The organism is Halocatena marina, from assembly GCF_023276375.1.
In the GTDB taxonomy this organism is placed as follows: Archaea; Halobacteriota; Halobacteria; order Halobacteriales; family Haloarculaceae; genus Halocatena; species Halocatena marina.
Genome location: NZ_JALLPK010000001.1, coordinates 2,643,874 through 2,661,280 on the forward strand (window position 1 = coordinate 2,643,874; position 17,407 = coordinate 2,661,280).

The following is a 17,407-nucleotide window of genomic DNA, read 5'->3' on the forward strand; positions in this document are numbered from 1 at the left end:
GATGAGCGTGCGCGTCGCGGAAATTTGAGGCACTTTCTCTGTCTGTGATAGTACTGTCCTCTCAGGCGCTGTATCCGGGGAGCGTTGAGACGGTGTGAAAGTGGTATGACAAACCGTAAACCACCACAAATCTGGGCGTACAGACAGCAATAGATCACTTACACTCTGCACATGGCTCAGGTTCATGACTTCGAGTGTCGTCTGGATCGTGAGGAGAGATAAACAGATGAATGAACAACATCAGAGAGATCAATCTTCGATTACAATCGAAGCACAAAATGTTGGGTTCACGTATCCGGACGGCACCGAAGCAGTACAGAACGTGAGCTTTACAGTTCCACAGGGTGAGTTCTTTGGCTTTCTTGGGCCGAACGGCGCGGGAAAAACCACGACAATCAAGACGCTCGTGACCCTGCTCCGACCGACCGACGGACAGATTTTGGTGAACGGGATCGATGTCACCGAACATCCACGTGCGGTGCGTGCGTCAATCGGGTATACAGCCCAGGACACGAGTATCGATCCACAGCTTACTGCACGCGAGAACATGACGCTCGCCTGCGAAGCCTACCACGTCCCAAAGCCACAGCGAACAGAGCGAATCGACGAGCTGCTCGAACTCGTCGATCTCGCTGACGTGGCCGATAAGCGTGCAGATACGTTTTCTGGCGGGATGAAAAAGCGTCTCGACGTCGCCACCAGTCTCGTCCACGAGCCACCACTCGTGTTCCTCGATGAGCCGACCACGGGTCTCGATCCAAGAGCTCGCCTGCGTCTGTGGGAGTATTTCCGGCGCATCAACGAACGAGGGACGACGATTTTCCTCACGACCCAGTACCTAGAGGAGGCCGACCATCTCTGTTCGCGCCTCGCAGTGATCGCTGACGGTGAATTCGTCGCCAGCGGCTCTCCCGACGACCTCAAAGCGCAGATCGGTGGTGACAGCCTCGATATTACCCTTGAAGAGACACCCGCGATGACCGCCGATCAGGCGTGCGCCGTTATCGAGTCGTCAGGACTCCTCATCGGTGGTGAGTCGGTCGGAACCACTGCGGATGGAATCGTCGTCACCTCTCCGCGTGCCAGAGCGATCGGGACTGACGTACTCGTTGCGCTGCGTGAGGCCGGTGCCACCGTCACGGGATTCACAGTTCGATCACCGTCGCTCGATGATGTGTTTCTTCACTACACCGGTGGGACGCTCACAGACACCACCGAGCGGCCTCCAGCCACGGTCGGAAAGCAGTCGAACACCGAGAAGACGGAGGTCGTTCAATGAGCACAGTCACTCGGACCGATGCGGACGTATCGGTTCGTGGAGGAGCAATCGCTGACACGTGGTCGTCGTTCAAACGATGGATGCTCAAAAACCTCCGGAACCCGTATATCGTGTTCTTCACGCTGGTGCAACCGATCGTCTGGCTCGTGTTGTTCACACAGGTGTTCGAGTCGATTGCGCGACTCCCTGGCTTCGAGAGCGGTAGTTATCTCGCGTTTTTTGCGCCAGCGGTCGTTATCCAGATTGCGCTGTTCGCCGCTACCAGTTCGGGGATCAATCTCGTGTACGATATGCGCGAAGGCGTCTTCAATAAGCTTCTCGCGTCGCCGATCCACCGCACGGCGATGTTCGTCGGGAAAGCCCTCGCTGAGGCCGTCGTGACGACAGCACAGGTCGTGATCGTCCTCGTACTCGCGTTGGTGTTGGGAACGACCATCGCGACCGGCTTCCTCGGTGCTCTCAGTATCATCGTGATTGCGCTCCTGTTCAGTCTCGGATTCGCTGCGTTATCGAACATCGTTGCGCTAATAACCCAAGACGAGGACGCGACGATCCTCGTGACAAACTTCCTCTCGCTACCGCTGTTGTTCGTCAGCACAGCGTTTCTCCCGAAAACTCTACTACCGAAGTGGGTACAGACCGTGAGTACGGTCAACCCGGTGACCTATGGGGTCGATGCGATTCGGGTACTCATGCTCGATGGCTGGGTCTGGAGCGTACTCGGACCGTCACTTGCCGGACTCGTTGTCTTCGATCTAGTATTTGGCGCGATTGCGGTGGTGTTGATGAGGCGAGCAACAGACGCCACACCCCGCTGAGAGCTCCCTCAGAGCTTCTGTAGTCGAAAAGAATCACGTCGTATGTTTCGCATCATCCAATTGCCACGTTCACAACTCGAAGGCAGTCACGGATTCGTACGCTGGTCCATCAGAGGTGAGCGTACTTTCGGTGAGGTGAATTTCTGAGATTTCGAACCGACCGAGATCTGGACCACGCTCGCTGAGAATCTTCTGAACGTGTGCTTTTCCACCCGCGTGGTCCATCCGTGCGATGGTGGCGTGGGGGGTAAAAGCGTGATCAGCTGGTTCGAAGCCGATTTCGATCATTCGTTCTTCGATCGCCTCGTGGAGCAGACGGAGCCGTCCGCCGTCGTTTCGGATGCCAACCCAGATAACGCTGATATAATCGTGGCTCGGAAACACCCCGTATTCTCTCGCGTGTGCATTGAACGAGGACACATCAGCGGCGGCGATGGATTCAGCGAGCGTGGTCTCGACGGTACCAAGACGGTTTGGATCGACGCTACCGAGGAACTTGAGAGTGATATGGACCTGTTCCGGGTCGACGAGACGAACGCCATCGAGTGTCTCGAACGGAACTTGCGCAGTTCGGAGTTCGTCATTCGCATCGAGGTCGACGCTAACGAACAGTCGCATGCATAGTGATAGTGGCGCAGCCCTTAACCGTATTAGCTGCTAACCGCAAGTATGACTGAAGACGGCGATCCATCGCACCACTTCTCCGAAGGGGAGGGGTTTGGTGATCCATACGAAGGGTTCGACCTGGATCCAGAGTTCGACATCGATCCGAGCCGGGTCGATCCAGTCGATTCGCGGGTGCTTACAGACAATCTCGACGTAAGCCAACTACCGCAGGATCAGATCGACGTAGATCGACTTCTTGAGGTTGGCATCGAGTACACACAGATCAATCGCTACGAACAAGCAACCGAGACGTTCGAGCGGGTTGCCCGCCTCGCAGAAGACGACCATATCGAACAGGAAGCGTGGGTGAACAAAGGGGCCGCTCACGCGCAACTCGAAGAGTACGACGCGGCGATCGGTGCGTACAGAGACGCACTCCACATCGACGACGAAAGCGAACACGCTGCGACTGCCGAAACGAACCTCGCGTACGCGTTGTGGGAAGCGGGACGAACTGAGCAAGCACTCTCGCATGCAGAACGAGCGGTCGAGCTCGATCCTCGATTTGCGCAAGCGTGGTACAACCGTGGCTTCTTCCTCTCAGAGCGCGGGCTCGCCGAAGAATCCTTGAACTGCTTTAACAACGCCATCCGACTCGGCTTCCGTACTGCAGACATCCTCGAAGAGAAAGCGCGGGTACTCGAAGAGCTCGGCGAAGACGAAGAAGCAGAAGAAGTCGCAGCCGAAGCAGAAGAGATGCGACAGCGGGCCGAGAGCCGCATGATGGAATGACGTAATGTTACTCACAGAACGCGATACCGATCAAGGTCTGCTCGTCGCTGTCTGCGATACCGATATTGTCGGCGACACATTCGAGAGCGGATCCGTGAGCCTCACAGTCGAGGAGGAATTCTACGCCGACGAAGCCACTACAGTCGATGAAGCCACCGTGGTCGATGCGCTTTCCCGAGCAACGATTGCTAACATTGTCGGTACGAGAGCCGTCGAAGTCGCAATCGAACACGGTATTATCGATGAGAACGCGGTGCTCGATCTCGGTGAAACACAGCACGCACAGATGCTCCGTTTTTGATTTTCTATTATAACAAGTTTTGAAATAGTAGACTGAGGTCTGCCCGCTCGTAACTTCAAAGCGGAAGCTCCGGCTTGTCGTGAGGACCTGACGAAACCCGTTTATCCGGTTCTCGGTTACCTCCTCACATGTCCGAATCGTATCACACGCTTTCCAAGCGTGGTGAGTCCTCGTTCTCAGTGCAGGGATCAGAATTCATCGGCTACGCATCACCGAAATCGCAGGTTTCTGCCGCCGAGGCGTTCATCGAAACGGTCCAAGAGCAACACACTGACGCCACTCACAATGTCCCAGCGTACCGCGTCCGGACAGGAGACAACACGCTGGGATCTCATATGCTCCGTGAGTATTCGAACGACGACGGAGAGCCATCAGGATCTGCAGGAAAGCCGATGCTAAACGTCCTACAGGGGAAAGAACTGGAGAACGTGGTCGTCGTCGTGACGCGCTACTTTGGCGGAACGGAACTCGGCGTCGGAGGGCTCGTTCGTGCCTACTCGCGCGCTGTAAAGGAAGCAGTCGCCGACGCTGGTGTCATCGAAACAGTCCCGCACGAACGATTCACTGTGACCGTCGAGTACAGCGACTCAGGAACAGTCAGAGGAGTCCTCGAAAGCACTGGCGTCGAATTCGATGCACACTACGAAACTGACGTCTCATTCGACGTTCGAGTCCCCATCGAAAACGCCGAAAGCCTGCGTGACCGACTCCAGAGCGCAACGAGCGGACGTGCCAGAATAAACGGAGACGAATCAACCAGATCGTGAAAGCGCGTAGCCATCCGCAATGTCCTCACCCTCTCCGCCTTCTTCACCTTCATCTTCCTCACCGCCGCCTTCGCCCTCTCCTCCTTCTTCTCCGCCAACCTCGCCATCGTCTCCCTCTCCGCCTTCTTCTCCGCCACCGTCTTCTCCGCCGCCTTCTTCTCCGCCACCGTCTTCATCTTCGCCCTCTTCGCCTGGGCCAATACAACCAGCGAGAGCGAGGAGTCCCGTGACACTCGCCAGTCCCATCTTGATGTAGTCTCGTCGATGCATGCTCGGTCAGAGATCTGCAACTGTTATAGTGCTATTCCCTGTGACGTGGCTCAGTCACAAAGATTCAGTCAGCTACCCGATCCCGCTCTGGAGCACCACAGATCATCACCGCTCGTCTCAGTCGGTACCGAACGCACGATCGCCCGCATCACCGAGACCGGGAACGATGTAGCCGTTTTCGTCGAGACGATCATCGAGAGAGACGGTGAGGAGCGTTGCTTCGGGGAAGGCATCGCCGACGCGCAGGAGTCCATCTGGTGCGCTCACAGCCGAGAGAACGAACAGATTAGCCGGTTCGGGTTGGTCGTTGAGAACGGCTTCGAGGACAGTGCACATCGTGCTTCCAGTAGCGAGCATCGGATCGGCGACAATGACCGTATCCTCGGGTGTGATCGTCGGTAGCTTCACGTAATCAACCGAGATTGGGAACGCTCCAGCGTCATCCATGCCGGATTCTTCGTCTCGACCGGCGCTGATGACGCCCTGTCGTGCCTTCGGAAACGCTTTTAGTAATCCTTCAACGAACGGGGTTGCCGCTCTGAGAACGTTGATAATAACGACGTTTTCGATTCCTTTGATACGTTCGCCAGTCATTTCCGTGAGCGGTGTCGTCACCGGAACGTATTCGGTCTCCAGTGCTCCGTCGATGATTTCATAGCCACAGATGCGTCCGAGTTTCACCAGCCCTTTTCGGAATGGGACCTGCGCTGTTCCAGTATCGCGTATTTTTGAGAGTGTGTCACGTGCGAGTGCGTGCGTGATGAGTTGTACGTCGTCTCGATCTTCAATGGTCATACCTGTACGCCGGACAGCAGGGATCATAAATCACATTATACCGTTTTCTCGGTCGATCAGCCCTGAATCACCAGACTGCGGCGGTGTGAGCCAGTAGAGTGTGCGAGAGAAACGCAGTGTAGACGCTTGCCGAAGGGGATACAGGAATGGCGACACGCTTTTGCCGCCCGATCGGCGACTGTGAGCACATGACAGTAGCAGATAGGATTGAACGATACCGCCAAATCGTAGAGGAATGGGTACACGGACTCTACCATGGTATGATAGAACATCCTGCGTTCGAGCTCATTGAGAAAGAAGCCGAAGATATCGACGACGTGTTCATGCTCGCGTGCTTTCCGGATGCGTTTGGTGTTCCGAGTCCTATCTCCTACTACACTGCTGAGCTCCTCCCCCACCTCGCAACCGAATTCGAGCAGTGGGAACGGCGGCTGTGGGATCGGGAATCGATGATCGAACGGAAAGGCCAGCAGTATCACTTCTGATGGCATCATTTGTCTTCTTCGGCGGTAAGGGTGGAGTTGGTAAGACGACGGTCGCCTCTGCGTACGCTCTCCGCTGTACTGAAGCGGGACTGCGCACGATCGTTGTCTCGACAGATCCGGCTCACAGCACGAGCGACGTGTTCGAACAGGACTTCGACGATGAACCGACACCGGTTGACGGCTACGATGGTCTCTTTGCGATGGAAATCGACCCGAGTGAAGAGATCGACCAGCATCTCCAAGAGACGAAGCGAGCACTGAATGATCACGTTAGCCCATCGATGGTCAACGCAATCGACCAACAGATCGAGATGGCCCACCAAACGCCCGGCGCATACGAATCCGCCCTGTTTGATCGGTTCATCGAGGTGATGCGCACGACAGACGACTACGACCGAGTTGTCTTCGACACTGCCCCAACAGGCGGGACGCTGCGCTTGCTCTCGCTGCCGGAGTATCTCGAAGGATGGATCGATCGTCTCATGGACAAGCGTGCACGGAGCATCGACCTGTTCGAGAAGGCAGCGATCGGAGAGCGAGAGGCCCGACGGAAAGCCGAAAACGATCCGATTATCGCTCGACTGCGCGAACGGAAAGAGCGATTCGAGTTCGCCGGACGAATCCTCAGCGAGGAGGCGAGCTTCTACCTCGTTCTCAACCCCGACGAACTCTCGATCCGGGAAACGAGTCGAGCGATCGATGACCTCACTGGCCACGATCTATCTGTCTCCGGAGTAGTCGTTAACCGACTGACGCCCCAACCCGACGACGATGAGCAGGGAACGGGTGGACAGTTCCTCCGAGAACGACGCGAGAGAGAACTCGAACGACTCGAAACCATCCGTGCGTTCGATGAACCACTCCTCGCAACGATCGAAACGCGCGTCGGTGAAGTGAAAGGCAGCCTCCTTGATGATGTCGCCGACGAACTAACGATCGAAATCACACCTCAGACAGGCGCTCACTGAGATAAGAGATAAGATTATTACTACTGTCTACCGAGGAATAGTATGGACTGGACGATAGCACGTGGAGGAGGGCTAAACGTGGGTATAATTGGGATTCTCTTGCTGGCTTCGGTTCTATACGCTGAGTCTACACCGCTAGTTTTGGTTCTCGCGCTACTTGGTCTCAGCTTCGTGTATCATGGCGTTTCGATAATACGTACTGGATCGTACAATCCAGTGTGACGAACGTATACAAACGATAACGAAGCGAATTCCGACTCGAACGGAGCGTTTGCGTGCTACAATTCCCAGTACGCTGTAGCTGTAAATCCCCGCGAGGGTTTTTCTTTCGCGGAACCGTACTGTCTATCGATCATGGTGTTCGACTACGACAAAACGGTATCTGAGCGTGCCGACACCGCAACTGCGACGTTTGCGCTTGGATGTTTCTGGGGACCGGACGCACGATTTGGCGCAATGGATGGGGTCATTCGGACCCGCGTCGGCTACGCTGGCGGAACGACGGAGAGCCCTTCGTATCACAGCCTCGGCGATCACACGGAAGTGTTTCAGGTCGATTACGATCCGAATGAACGCTCGTATCGAGAGCTGCTTGAGCTCGTCTTCGCTGCGCACGACCCACACCAACAGCCGACGAAGACGCAGTATCAGAACGTCGTGTTTTACACATCAGACGACGAGCGAAGAGTGATCGAATCGGTCCTCGAAGAACGCGGGCAATCCATCGACGATATCGCAACGAGGATCGAACCACTCGATGTGTTCTACGCGGCCGAACCGTACCATCAGAAGTATCGACTTCGGAATCACCGACTTGCAGAGCAGTTCGCGGACTATGATGATGAAGCGTTTCGAGAATCACCAGCCGCGGCGACACTCAACGGATTTGTTGCGGATCACATCGACAGTGACGATCTTGGCAGTAATCTGAGGGCACTGCTCACTGACGTTGAGGCAGCCTGAACACCGGAGCAGTTCGAACGCCTACCGAAACCGTTCCACCGACGAGATTACCCGTTCCGATTTTTGTCCGTATATGGGGACAAGCGTTCGATATATGGATAGTATACGCATCATTCAGTCTCATATATCCGCCAGAGGATAGAATAAGTTATTTTCGAACGTTCACCGCATATGACAATCAACACGAAGGCTTATGTGTTCCAAATCAGGATAGATATTCGAAACCATGGTACAGATAGTCTGGCTCGTGCTCACGGTGTTGGTGCTGTTCAGTATCGGTTATTTGGGATATTCGAAATATCTCGCTCAGTTCGTCGAATTGGACGACAGCGAAGATACACCGGCACACAAATACGATGATGGACAGGAGTACGTACCGGCGAAGAAGCCGGTGTTACTCGGACACCATTACTCAAGTATTGCCGGTGGTGCTCCCATCGTTGGCCCGATCACAGCGGGCGCTGTCTGGGGATGGGTGCCAGCGCTGCTGTGGATCGCTATCGGGAATCCTTTGATGGGTGCTGTCCATGACTTCCTTTCTTTGTCGGGCAGCTTGCGACACGAAGGGAAGTCGATCGGGTACATCATCGGTGAGTACGTCGGTGAGCGCGGTAAGAACATGTTGCTGTGGTTTGCGTTCTTGACGATCATTCTCGTCGTTGGGGTGTTCGGACTGGTCGTTGCCGTCGTGTTCAATGCGTATCCGAGTGCAGCGACCGCGAGCATCCTCTATATTCTCCTCGCGGGGGTGTTTGGGATCTACCTCTACCAGCTCGATTTGCCGTTTATTGCTGGAACGGTGGTGTTCGTCACGGGCGTGTTTATGAGTGTGTTGGTCGGCATCCAAAACCCCCTCGCACTGTTCCCGGCCGCAGAGGCAGGCACGTATCCCGCGAACACGATCGTTCTCTTTTCTGGTAGTGGCTCGTGGATACCAGGAGCAGAAGCACTCGGAGCGAACACCGCAGCGTGGGTTCCAATCGTGCTCATCTACGCGTTCTTTGCAAGTGTTCTCCCTGTGTGGATGCTGCTGCAACCGCGTGATTACTTGTCTTCGTTCCTGCTCTATGCGGGTGTCGGCGGTGCCCTTCTCGCAATCATCGTTGGGACGCTTCTCAGCAACACCAGCGAGCCGCTCACCATCGGCCTCGATCCGTTTTACGGGTTCATGGGAACAGTGGGACTGCCGCTGTTTCCGCTGTTGTTCGTCACAATCGCGTGTGGTACCATTAGCGGCTTCCACTCGCTGGTCTCTTCGGGGACGACGGCAAAACAGCTCAACAAAGAATCCGACGCGCGCGTCATCGGCTACGGCGGTATGCTCGGTGAAGGTCTTCTAGCCACAGTCGCTCTGGCGACGCTCGCGGTCGTCGGCGTCACGGAAGGATCGGGAATTGCTCTGGCGTTGCCAAACTTCGCAACCGGTGGCGGTATCATCTTCACGAGTCTCAATATTCCACCTCGCTACGGCGCACCGTTCATGGCACTTGTGTTGGTGAGTTTCCTGCTCACAAGCACCGACACGGCTGTGCGTCTCGGTCGCTACATGTTAGAAGAGATCGTCGGAACGCCCGAAACCGCGACAGAGAAGATGGCAGTGAATCGCTACGCCGCTGCTGGCGTACAGGTCGGTCTCGGTTACCTGCTCGTAACGAGCGGGAGCTGGGAGAGCCTGTGGCCGCTGTTCGGCGGTGCAAACCAGCTGCTCGCGGCGCTTGCGCTCTTGACCGCAACCATCTGGCTCGCCAACTGGGATGAGAGCAAGCAGCTCCTGAGCACGGGCGTTCCGATGGCGCTCATGACCGTAATCACCATCATCGCGCTGTTGTATCTCGCATTCTGGCAGAACCTCGCTGGAAAGTTGCTCAACCCATCGTGGATGGCAGAAAACGGCGCGATCACTCAGCTCTCAGTCGCGTTGCAGATCATCATCGCGCTCATCCTCGTCGTTCTCGCAGTATCACTCGTCCGAATGGGGATCTCGAATATCAAAGCTGTACGGAGCGAAGCCAGCGCGGCAGTCACCGACGGTGGTGAACCAGACGGAGACTAAAAAGTCGATACATCACTGAAAATTCCTGTTACTGACGATACCCGATGAGAGAAGACAAATCAAGAAGACGAAGTGTTCTCACTGTTTGAGACGGCGCACGAGTCGATCGAATAGTCCTGCAGGCTCAGGATCTCGCCAGGGAGCGAATAGTCCAATATCAGCGTTCTTGCTTTTCACACTGTCCTGAGCTTCGGGTGCGACGACGACGAGATGAATCTCGTAATGACCGTAGTATCCGAATTTGAGGAGCGTTCGATCACGAAAACCGGAAGCGAACGTACGGACCGCATCGGTAATCTCGGGAACGATGAGTACGAACGTAAAATCGGTGCTGTAGTGCGTTTCGTCGCCTTCGATCCACTCGTCCGCGAGCTCGTGTCCGAGATCGACGAGCGAAGTGAGATCGTCACGCGTAACGCTGCGTTGACGACGAGCAAACAGATATTCCTCAGAACCGTGATTAGCGTAGTTGATCGACGAGTGAAGGAAGTGTTTCTGATGCTCGATACGCAGTTGTCCGGAGAGAGTGAACGATTCCCCTCGAACGTTCGTTTCCTGTTCGAGATCGTAGCTGTGCATCAGCCCATCCGCGATACGGTCTAGGTACTCATCATCCCAATCGGGAACATCTTCGCGGGGGCGAGCGCGTGACGGAGTGGAATCTGACGGAGATGGACGGACGTCTGAATCGTTCACGGTATCGGAATCGTCACTCATCGTATCAGAGATCGGCAGTAGGCGATGTTCGTCGCACGATCTGAGTGTCCATGACCGATCATTGGTATCGGTATACAAAAGAACACGGACCCCACGCGAACCTTTAAATTCAATCACCAGATATCCTGAAGTACGAGGATCGATAGCATGGATGATGAACAAACCGAGGCATGCGGTCGTTGTGGAATGACGAGTGTCGTCGACGCAGTTGGGGACGAGGACAGGCGCTGTGGGTTTGATAGTGAACGAATCGAACTTGACGACGAGGAACTTCGTCTGGCGTCGACACCGGCGGTCGTTGCTGGACGAGTGAAGCGGCGATTGGATGAGCTAGCAACGAAGTTTATCCACGGTCGGTAACACCGTCGTTGTGCGACGCTTGCTCGTACTCATCGCCTGCAGTTTCGTTACTACATAAAGAGCCAATCCTGTCGATAGTTGTGTCGGTCGGAGGGGTTTTTATACTCGCAGACGTAGCCGAAATAGGAGATGGAAGAAAGCGTTACCGGATTCATCGACCGGGGGTCGTGGGGAGATGTCGTCGAGCTCGGTGAACGAATCACACGAGCGCTCGGGGATTGCGGTGTCGATGGCGCAGCTTTCGAAGAATGGGACGAGTGGCGGCCAAAAAGCCACGAGCGGTTGGACAAAGATGTCAACGAAAAGACCGCACAGCAAGCCAGCGTTGACGAAAGCACGGGAGAAAAGGCCGGAAAGGATCCTGATGACGATCTCAAAACAGCAGGAGAGAAGCTTTCAGAGTCCTATGAGAAGCTCGATGAAGACACCGAGGAAGCCGTCGATAAGTGGAACGAGTCGATAGATTACGTCGCGCGTGCGGCCGATTCAGCGAGCCGGAAGGCGATTCGTGCGGTTGAGGGTGCGGTCTACAAGAACGTCATGACGCAGCTTGCACCCTATTATTTCGACAACGACGTTATCAGCGCGAATCTCCAGCGTATCGACGATGACGATCCCACGTACCGCCTCGAAGTGAACATCAACGACGACGATCTGCGAATACACGTCTCGAACATTTTAGCCGACTACGAGCAGTCAGTCGATCGGTGGCACATCGACTGTGAGAAAGACACTGAAATTCTGGAGGCCATCGAAGGGGCCGACGTTCCCGAAAACGGCACAGACTCGGACCCAACAACCAATTGAACCAGCCGCGCGCTGGCGCGCGCAATCGGGCGTGATATCCCGATACTGTAGGATCGAAATGCAGATATAGTAACAGAAGTGAAGATCGTGAGTGCACGAGTGAGATGTCGATCTTGGTTATATTCCTCCTATCGTTGGTTAGGTACCGCTTTAGAAAGATATGTTATGCAAATGTGTATGATAATTCCGATTTCCGAGCCAGAACATTCACAATACTGGCCGTTGTGAAGTAGTTTATGCCAACCGACACGGCTGTGGTTCTCGCGGCGGGAGAAGGGACTCGTTTGCGTCCACTTACCCGTAACCGTCCGAAGCCGATGTTACCGGCCGGGAATCGTCCGATCGTCGAGTATGTTTTGGATGCTCTGATTGAGGCCGGGATCAAGCGCATCTGCCTCGTCGTGGGTTACAAGCGCAGCCGGGTACAGGAACACTTCGGAGCGAAGTACCGGGATGTTCCAATTCAGTACGTCGTTCAGTCGAAACAGCTTGGCAGCGGGCACGCGCTCCAACAGGCCAAAAATAAACTCAGTGGGTCGTTCGTCGTTGTCAACGGCGACCGCGTCATCGAACCGTCGATCGTTACTGACGTTCTCGAAGCGTCCGAAGAAGATGACGCGGCGACACTCGCGGTTCTCGAACGGCCAGTTGAAAGCCGCTACGGTGCAGTCGTTATGCGCGGGTCGACCATCGTTGAGTTGATCGAAAAGCCCGATGATGAGTATCGGCTCGTCAACGGGGGCGTATACGTGTTCGATGAACGGATCTTCGATGCACTCGCAGAAACGCCGCGCCAGAACGGGAGCCTTCTGTTGACCGATGCAGTCGATCTACTAATTTACGAGGCGACAGTTCGAGGTGTCCGAACCGAAGGACTGTGGTCTGATGCAACATACCCGTGGGATCTGCTCTCTGTTTCGCGTGCACTACTTGAACACGAACTCGTTGACGGTCCACAGCACGAATCAGGCGTGTGGGTCGCAGACAGCGCAATCGTACACGACGACGCGACACTCCAGTCGCCGGTCGTTATTGGACCAGACTGCGAACTGGGACCAGGAGCGGTGATCGGACCCAACGTCGCGCTGGGTCGAAATGTAACGGTTGGGGCGAACTCGACTGTCGAGTCGAGCGTCATCGACACCGACACACGGATTGGTGCGGGTAGTACACTGCTCGATTGTGTGACCGGACAGGATGTCGATCTCGGAGCCGGGACAGTCGTTCCTGGTGGCCCAGCCGACGTCCAAATCAACGAGAGCCTCTTCCGTGATGAGCGGCTTGGAGCAGTGTTCGCCGACAGAGTTCGTTCTGGCGGCGGGGTCCGCTGTAAACCAGGGGCACTCGTCGGTACGAACGCCCGACTCGGAACTGGAGTCGTCGTCGATGGTCACGTTCCCGAACGCGCGGAGGTAGTACGATAATGTGTGGAATTATTGGATGTGCTGGCTGTGATGGAGAGACACTCGATACGCTGATGCACGGGCTTTCGAAGCTCGAATACCGAGGCTACGATTCAGCTGGCGTTGCGCTCTCGAATCACTCACTCAGCGTTGAACGAAAGGCGGGCAAACTCGATGCACTGAGAGATGCACTCTCGAATTCGAGTTTGAACGGAAACGGAAACGGAAATGAGAGCGTGATCGGTGACGGGTCTGGCGTGACGACTGCGGGCGACCCCGGAAACGATGCCCACGCGCCAGTCGGGATCGGCCACACTCGCTGGAGTACACACGGTCCGCCGACGGACGACAACGCCCACCCGCACCGAGATTGTACGGGTCGCGTTGCAGTCGTTCACAACGGAATCATCGAGAACTACCAGGAACTGCGTGATGATCTCTCCGAGGCAGGACACGAGTTCAAAAGCGACACGGACACAGAGGTCGTCCCGCACCTGATCGAATCGGCTCTCGACTCGGGAATACCGCCGGAATCAGCTGTTCTCTCTGCTGTCTCGAAGCTCGAAGGGAGTTATGCGATTGCAGCTGTCATCGCTGGCGTTGATCAGGTGTTCGCCGCACGGAACGACTCGCCGCTCGTGCTTGGTGTTGGAGACGACGAATACTTCCTCGCGAGCGACGTTCCTGCGTTCCGCGAGTTCACTGATAAGGTCGTCTACCTCGACGACGGCGAGTTCGCAATCATCAACGATGACGGATGGCGAGTGACCGACATCGATGGTGAGCCAGTAGAGAAGTCGGTGAGCACTGTCGAGTGGGATCCCGAAGAAACTGGAAAAAGTGGGTACGACCACTACATGCTCAAGGAGATCCACGAGCAACCGCGTGCGCTGCGTCAGTGTCTCCAGAGTCGTGTTGATGAACTCGGTGGACAGGTGACGCTCGAAGAGCTCGGCGATATAAACCCATCTTCGGTCCAGTTCGTCGCCTGTGGAACCTCATATCACGCTGCCCTCTACGGCGCGCAGTTGCTCCAGTCGGTTGGCATTCCTGCGCAGGCGTTCATCGCAAGCGAGTACGCGACGAGCGTTCCTCCGATCGGCGACAACCTCGTTATCGGTGTCACGCAGAGTGGTGAAACCGCAGACACATTGAGCGCGCTGCGGGAAGCCCGCCGCCGCGGTGCACGTACGCTCGCCGTCACGAACGTCGTCGGATCGACAGCAGCCCGTGAATGTGACGACGTGCTTTATATCCGCGCTGGACCGGAGATCGGTGTCGCCGCAACCAAAACGTTCGCCTCACAGCTGGTCACACTCTCGCTGTTGACGCTCCAGTTGGACGGAGAGGAGGACAACCGTGAGGCGATCGCCGGACTTCGGGATCTTCCGAGCAACGTTCAGGCCATCCTCGACGACACGAAAGCAAAAGAAATCGCAGAGGAGTACCACGACTCTGATGCGTACTTCTTCATCGGACGAGGGTTACACTACCCTGTCGCACTCGAAGGGGCACTGAAGTTCAAAGAGATCAGCTACGAGCACGCAGAAGGCTTCCCAGCGGGTGAACTCAAACACGGTCCGCTGGCGCTCGTGACCGACAACACGCCGGTGTTTGCTGTCGTCACTGGAGACGGTGAGCAGGCCCGAAAGACGATCGGCAACGTCAAAGAAGTCGAAGCACGTGATGCGCCCGTCATCGCCGTCACGGACGGCGTCTCAGATGTTGAACGCTACGCCGACCACGTTCTGCGCATCCCTGAATGCACACCCCGGACTGCGGCAGTGCTTGCAAACGTCCAGCTCCAACTCGTCTCCTACCACGCCGCAGCACAACTCGGGCGACCGATCGACAAACCACGGAACCTCGCAAAGAGCGTGACAGTCGAGTAAGAAGATATCAGTCTCCCGCGTTCGCTCGTACTAATCACGTTTTCACTACTGTGTCGGCTGAGAGAGGAGGATCTGACTGCGCTGCTATAATCTACGGAGTGTTTTGGCTACCGTGGCTATCATATCAAGAATTCCACCGGCATCGAGAGCAGAATTCGAAGTTGCACTACGGTCAGACTTAGACTCAGACGTAGACGTAGAATCTGTCTTCTCGACGTTCGGTCCTTCTGTTCGAGGGCAGCCAACAGTTGGGTCGTCTGGTATGGTCGGCCCGTACTGATTGTTCGGTCCCACGTCCACTCGTTGGAATGGATCATCGATTCCTTGCCGGACAGCCTCTCCGCGAGCGCCTGTCGGTTCTCGTTCGTGTGCAAACCAGTTCCAGTCGATGACGGACCGTTCCTCGGGAATCCCCCGAATATCGACTGCTTCTTGGGGTCGATCGAGCGTGTCTTCAGTGTACGCGAACGTGTTGTGGTGGATAGACAGCGCTTTCCCCGCAAGGAGCGGGTCATCACAGGAGATATTCTCGGAGAGACGGTGCATATCGAAGGCGTGTGAGATAGGATTCGGGCCAATGAGATTGTACTGCGCCTCATAGCCGTTCGTCGCGTAGCCGAATCCAGTGACAGCGTGCCGATTCGCATCGAAATACGTGTGTTCAATCCGGCTGTAGCCGTCGTAGAGTTCGATCCCGTATCCGAGCGTCTCCATTCGGTTGTGGTGAATCGCATTGTGATGGGCGTACCCTTCCGTCGCGTACTCCCGTGCTCCGAAGGCGATGGCAGCGTGCGGCCACCCGAATAGTTCACAGTTGTCGACCTCCGCTGTGTCGCCAAAGAGGTGAAGTCCGCAGCTGTAAGCCTCCTCTTTCTCGTCGAACTCCTCGCGCGGATCGAAGTAGTCCGTTCGCGGTCCGCGGAGCCGCAAGCCCGTAACACGGACACTGTCGGCCCGCGAGCGAATGAACCAGCGAGGACTGGCGTCGGTGTACACCAACCCGCCATCAGAACCATCGCGTCCCCGTCCCGAAGCGAGCGTGACTCCCTCTTGTAATGGTATGTTCGCTTCACCCGTGAGATCGATCTCCGCGTCGTCAGCGATGTAGACGATCGTGTTCGCGGATGCCGTATCGAGTGCCGCGAGCAACGCGGCCCGCGAATCGACGATCGTATCGGCTCGTTCCGGCTCGATATACCGATCGTACCCGTCGCCACCACCAACAACTGGACTGGCGTTCGTCATCGCGTTCGAAGTGTTCCCGGCCACTCGATTACGTTCGTCGTAACCGACCGTAAACGTGTGTACACAGACGTGCTGTTCTTGGTCGCCGGAAGACGGGCAAGCGATGAGATCGACGGATTGTGAGGTGAGATGAAACGCCCTAAAGTGACGTCAATACATGAAGATTATCGAAGCCAATAGACAAGGATGAGGCTGATGCCAACCACAAGCGAGACAGCGACGAGAGTGGAATCATCCGTCACGGGCAACTGCCTCTTTTCGTCCGATACGTCGCTTTTCGCGTGAATTCGGGTTTGGGATGCTTCAGCGTCGGTCATCTCCCACGTGGCCGTATCTCCCTCCACGCGATCGGCAGACGAGTTCAGAATTTCGCCCGGCATTGTCAGCGTGTATCGAACGGGAACCGTAAGGGAATCTGGCCCAGATGCGGCGTCGGATGCTTCGAATGTCCGATCCGTATAGATCACTCTCCCGTTTCGTTTTGTGACCGAGATCAAACTGTTGTTGGCTGGTGTATAGTCCTCAAGACGAATCGTTACGGTCACATTCCTGCCATTGACTGACTCCGAGTACTCGATATTCCCCACGCGAGTTCGGTTTATTTCCGACATCGATTTATTCATTATATATTCTTCCGTCGAAGAGTAGCCCTCACTCCGCGCTCCACGCTGAATATATGAGTACGCGTTCGTACTGATGTTCAGTCGCATCTCGTACGACGAGATCGTTCCATCTTCATCAACGGACGAATCAACTGAGATTGGAATCGTGAGACAGCCACTCAGAGAAACCAACGAAACAAGAAGGACACAAATCCCGATCCACCGACCAGTAGGTCCCCGTACCATCAGCCATCTGTTGAGAGATGAATTATAAATATCTAATC

The 17,407-nt window shown here is 55.7% G+C and carries 19 protein-coding genes; 13 read left to right on the forward strand and 6 right to left on the reverse strand.

All coding sequences use genetic code 11. The features are described 5' to 3' along the window. The first annotated feature begins 226 nt into the window (after positions 1-226). Together MW898_RS12175 and MW898_RS12180 are read left to right on the forward strand one after the other, a co-directional pair. Complete coding sequence (locus tag MW898_RS12175; protein WP_248907579.1) at positions 227-1,279, forward strand: ABC transporter ATP-binding protein; 1,053 nt, start codon at positions 227-229, stop codon at positions 1,277-1,279. Then, on the forward strand, positions 1,276-2,097 hold the full coding sequence (locus tag MW898_RS12180) for an ABC transporter permease (RefSeq protein ID WP_248907581.1): 822 nt from the start codon (positions 1,276-1,278) through the stop codon (positions 2,095-2,097). The genes MW898_RS12175 and MW898_RS12180 overlap by 4 nt, the downstream gene beginning before the upstream one ends. A 69-nt stretch (positions 2,098-2,166) precedes the next feature. Here the strand turns inward: MW898_RS12180 and thpR are convergent, their stop codons facing one another. Beyond that, positions 2,167-2,715: an RNA 2',3'-cyclic phosphodiesterase gene (thpR, locus tag MW898_RS12185; RefSeq protein ID WP_248907583.1), complete on the reverse strand. Its 549-nt coding sequence runs from the start codon at positions 2,713-2,715 to the stop codon at positions 2,167-2,169. Positions 2,716-2,766: 51 nt separating this feature from the next. On the opposite strand from thpR, the gene MW898_RS12190 reads away from it, so the two are divergent. The 3 genes from MW898_RS12190 to MW898_RS12200 all read left to right on the forward strand — a co-directional run bounded on the left by MW898_RS12190 (position 2,767) and on the right by MW898_RS12200 (position 4,563). After that, a complete protein-coding gene (locus MW898_RS12190; RefSeq protein ID WP_248907584.1) occupies positions 2,767-3,495 on the forward strand; it encodes a tetratricopeptide repeat protein in 729 nt (242 codons plus the stop codon). A 4-nt stretch (positions 3,496-3,499) separates the two neighbouring features. Then, a complete protein-coding gene (locus MW898_RS12195; protein WP_248907586.1) occupies positions 3,500-3,796 on the forward strand; it encodes a DUF424 domain-containing protein in 297 nt (98 codons plus the stop codon). 128 nt (positions 3,797-3,924) lie between these two features. Beyond that, the gene (locus MW898_RS12200; RefSeq protein ID WP_248907588.1) at positions 3,925-4,563 is read left to right on the forward strand and encodes an IMPACT family protein; all 639 of its coding nucleotides are present in this window, start codon (positions 3,925-3,927) and stop codon (positions 4,561-4,563) included. Here the strand turns inward: MW898_RS12200 and MW898_RS12205 are convergent. Next, positions 4,549-4,833 carry a hypothetical protein gene (locus MW898_RS12205; RefSeq protein ID WP_248907590.1) on the reverse strand — a complete coding sequence of 95 codons (285 nt, stop codon included), beginning with the start codon at positions 4,831-4,833 and terminating at the stop codon, positions 4,549-4,551. The two genes, MW898_RS12200 and MW898_RS12205, sit on opposite strands and share 15 nt — an antisense overlap. A gap of 117 nt (positions 4,834-4,950) precedes the next feature. Continuing rightward, positions 4,951-5,628, reverse strand: a complete 678-nt coding sequence (upp, locus tag MW898_RS12210; protein ID WP_248907592.1) for a uracil phosphoribosyltransferase — start codon at positions 5,626-5,628, stop codon at positions 4,951-4,953. Between the two features lie 188 nt (positions 5,629-5,816). Here upp and MW898_RS12215 point away from each other — a divergent pair, with 188 nt between their 5' ends. The 4 genes from MW898_RS12215 to MW898_RS12230 all read left to right on the forward strand — a co-directional run bounded on the left by MW898_RS12215 (position 5,817) and on the right by MW898_RS12230 (position 10,097). Further along, positions 5,817-6,113 carry a DUF7990 family protein gene (locus MW898_RS12215; protein WP_248907594.1) on the forward strand — a complete coding sequence of 99 codons (297 nt, stop codon included), beginning with the start codon at positions 5,817-5,819 and terminating at the stop codon, positions 6,111-6,113. Beyond that, a complete protein-coding gene (locus MW898_RS12220) occupies positions 6,113-7,081 on the forward strand; it encodes an ArsA family ATPase (RefSeq protein ID WP_248907596.1) in 969 nt (322 codons plus the stop codon). Before MW898_RS12215 ends, MW898_RS12220 begins: the two co-directional genes overlap by 1 nt. 354 nt (positions 7,082-7,435) lie before the next feature. After that, positions 7,436-8,044, forward strand: a complete 609-nt coding sequence (msrA, locus tag MW898_RS12225; protein WP_248907598.1) for a peptide-methionine (S)-S-oxide reductase MsrA — start codon at positions 7,436-7,438, stop codon at positions 8,042-8,044. A 226-nt stretch (positions 8,045-8,270) separates the two neighbouring features. Further along, positions 8,271-10,097, forward strand: coding sequence for a carbon starvation CstA family protein (locus MW898_RS12230; RefSeq protein ID WP_248907600.1), 1,827 nt, complete (start codon positions 8,271-8,273; stop codon positions 10,095-10,097). A 78-nt stretch (positions 10,098-10,175) separates the two neighbouring features. On the opposite strand, the gene MW898_RS12235 is transcribed toward MW898_RS12230, so the two are convergent. Then, positions 10,176-10,814, reverse strand: a complete 639-nt coding sequence (locus tag MW898_RS12235) for a DUF8052 family protein (protein WP_248907602.1) — start codon at positions 10,812-10,814, stop codon at positions 10,176-10,178. A gap of 147 nt (positions 10,815-10,961) precedes the next feature. On the opposite strand from MW898_RS12235, the gene MW898_RS12240 reads away from it, so the two are divergent. The 4 genes from MW898_RS12240 to glmS all read left to right on the forward strand — a co-directional run bounded on the left by MW898_RS12240 (position 10,962) and on the right by glmS (position 15,276). Then, on the forward strand, positions 10,962-11,174 hold the full coding sequence (locus MW898_RS12240; protein ID WP_248907637.1) for a DUF8007 family protein: 213 nt from the start codon (positions 10,962-10,964) through the stop codon (positions 11,172-11,174). Between the two features lie 129 nt (positions 11,175-11,303). Further along, positions 11,304-11,981: a DUF5828 family protein gene (locus tag MW898_RS12245; RefSeq protein WP_248907639.1), complete on the forward strand. Its 678-nt coding sequence runs from the start codon at positions 11,304-11,306 to the stop codon at positions 11,979-11,981. A 236-nt stretch (positions 11,982-12,217) separates the two neighbouring features. After that, complete coding sequence (glmU, locus tag MW898_RS12250) at positions 12,218-13,405, forward strand: bifunctional sugar-1-phosphate nucleotidylyltransferase/acetyltransferase (protein WP_248907641.1); 1,188 nt, start codon at positions 12,218-12,220, stop codon at positions 13,403-13,405. Further along, complete coding sequence (glmS, locus tag MW898_RS12255) at positions 13,405-15,276, forward strand: glutamine--fructose-6-phosphate transaminase (isomerizing) (RefSeq protein WP_248907643.1); 1,872 nt, start codon at positions 13,405-13,407, stop codon at positions 15,274-15,276. The genes glmU and glmS overlap by 1 nt, the downstream gene beginning before the upstream one ends. Before the next feature lie 84 nt (positions 15,277-15,360). Here glmS and MW898_RS12260 read toward each other — a convergent pair whose 3' ends face one another. Together MW898_RS12260 and MW898_RS12265 are read right to left on the reverse strand one after the other, a co-directional pair. After that, positions 15,361-16,545, reverse strand: a complete 1,185-nt coding sequence (locus MW898_RS12260; RefSeq protein WP_248907645.1) for a hypothetical protein — start codon at positions 16,543-16,545, stop codon at positions 15,361-15,363. A 140-nt stretch (positions 16,546-16,685) separates the two neighbouring features. Beyond that, positions 16,686-17,369 carry a hypothetical protein gene (locus tag MW898_RS12265; RefSeq protein WP_248907647.1) on the reverse strand — a complete coding sequence of 228 codons (684 nt, stop codon included), beginning with the start codon at positions 17,367-17,369 and terminating at the stop codon, positions 16,686-16,688. Positions 17,370-17,407: the final 38 nt, after the last annotated feature.

Excerpts from the sequence above, each read along its gene's own strand:
- MW898_RS12190 (WP_248907584.1), top strand. The coding sequence starts at position 2,767 with ATGACTGAAGACGGCGATCCATCGCACCACTTCTCCGAAGGGGAGGGG.
- MW898_RS12195 (WP_248907586.1), top strand. The coding sequence starts at position 3,500 with ATGTTACTCACAGAACGCGATACCGATCAAGGTCTGCTCGTCGCTGTC.
- MW898_RS12220 (WP_248907596.1), top strand. The coding sequence starts at position 6,113 with ATGGCATCATTTGTCTTCTTCGGCGGTAAGGGTGGAGTTGGTAAGACG.
- MW898_RS12245 (WP_248907639.1), top strand. The coding sequence starts at position 11,304 with ATGGAAGAAAGCGTTACCGGATTCATCGACCGGGGGTCGTGGGGAGAT.
- MW898_RS12230 (WP_248907600.1), top strand. The coding sequence starts at position 8,271 with ATGGTACAGATAGTCTGGCTCGTGCTCACGGTGTTGGTGCTGTTCAGT.
- MW898_RS12175 (WP_248907579.1), top strand. The coding sequence starts at position 227 with ATGAATGAACAACATCAGAGAGATCAATCTTCGATTACAATCGAAGCA.
- glmS (WP_248907643.1), top strand. The coding sequence starts at position 13,405 with ATGTGTGGAATTATTGGATGTGCTGGCTGTGATGGAGAGACACTCGAT.
- MW898_RS12205 (WP_248907590.1), bottom strand. The coding sequence starts at position 4,833 with ATGCATCGACGAGACTACATCAAGATGGGACTGGCGAGTGTCACGGGA.
- MW898_RS12215 (WP_248907594.1), top strand. The coding sequence starts at position 5,817 with ATGACAGTAGCAGATAGGATTGAACGATACCGCCAAATCGTAGAGGAA.
- thpR (WP_248907583.1), bottom strand. The coding sequence starts at position 2,715 with ATGCGACTGTTCGTTAGCGTCGACCTCGATGCGAATGACGAACTCCGA.
- MW898_RS12240 (WP_248907637.1), top strand. The coding sequence starts at position 10,962 with ATGGATGATGAACAAACCGAGGCATGCGGTCGTTGTGGAATGACGAGT.
- glmU (WP_248907641.1), top strand. The coding sequence starts at position 12,218 with ATGCCAACCGACACGGCTGTGGTTCTCGCGGCGGGAGAAGGGACTCGT.
- msrA (WP_248907598.1), top strand. The coding sequence starts at position 7,436 with ATGGTGTTCGACTACGACAAAACGGTATCTGAGCGTGCCGACACCGCA.
- MW898_RS12235 (WP_248907602.1), bottom strand. The coding sequence starts at position 10,814 with ATGAGTGACGATTCCGATACCGTGAACGATTCAGACGTCCGTCCATCT.
- MW898_RS12180 (WP_248907581.1), top strand. The coding sequence starts at position 1,276 with ATGAGCACAGTCACTCGGACCGATGCGGACGTATCGGTTCGTGGAGGA.
- MW898_RS12265 (WP_248907647.1), bottom strand. The coding sequence starts at position 17,369 with ATGGTACGGGGACCTACTGGTCGGTGGATCGGGATTTGTGTCCTTCTT.
- upp (WP_248907592.1), bottom strand. The coding sequence starts at position 5,628 with ATGACCATTGAAGATCGAGACGACGTACAACTCATCACGCACGCACTC.
- MW898_RS12200 (WP_248907588.1), top strand. The coding sequence starts at position 3,925 with ATGTCCGAATCGTATCACACGCTTTCCAAGCGTGGTGAGTCCTCGTTC.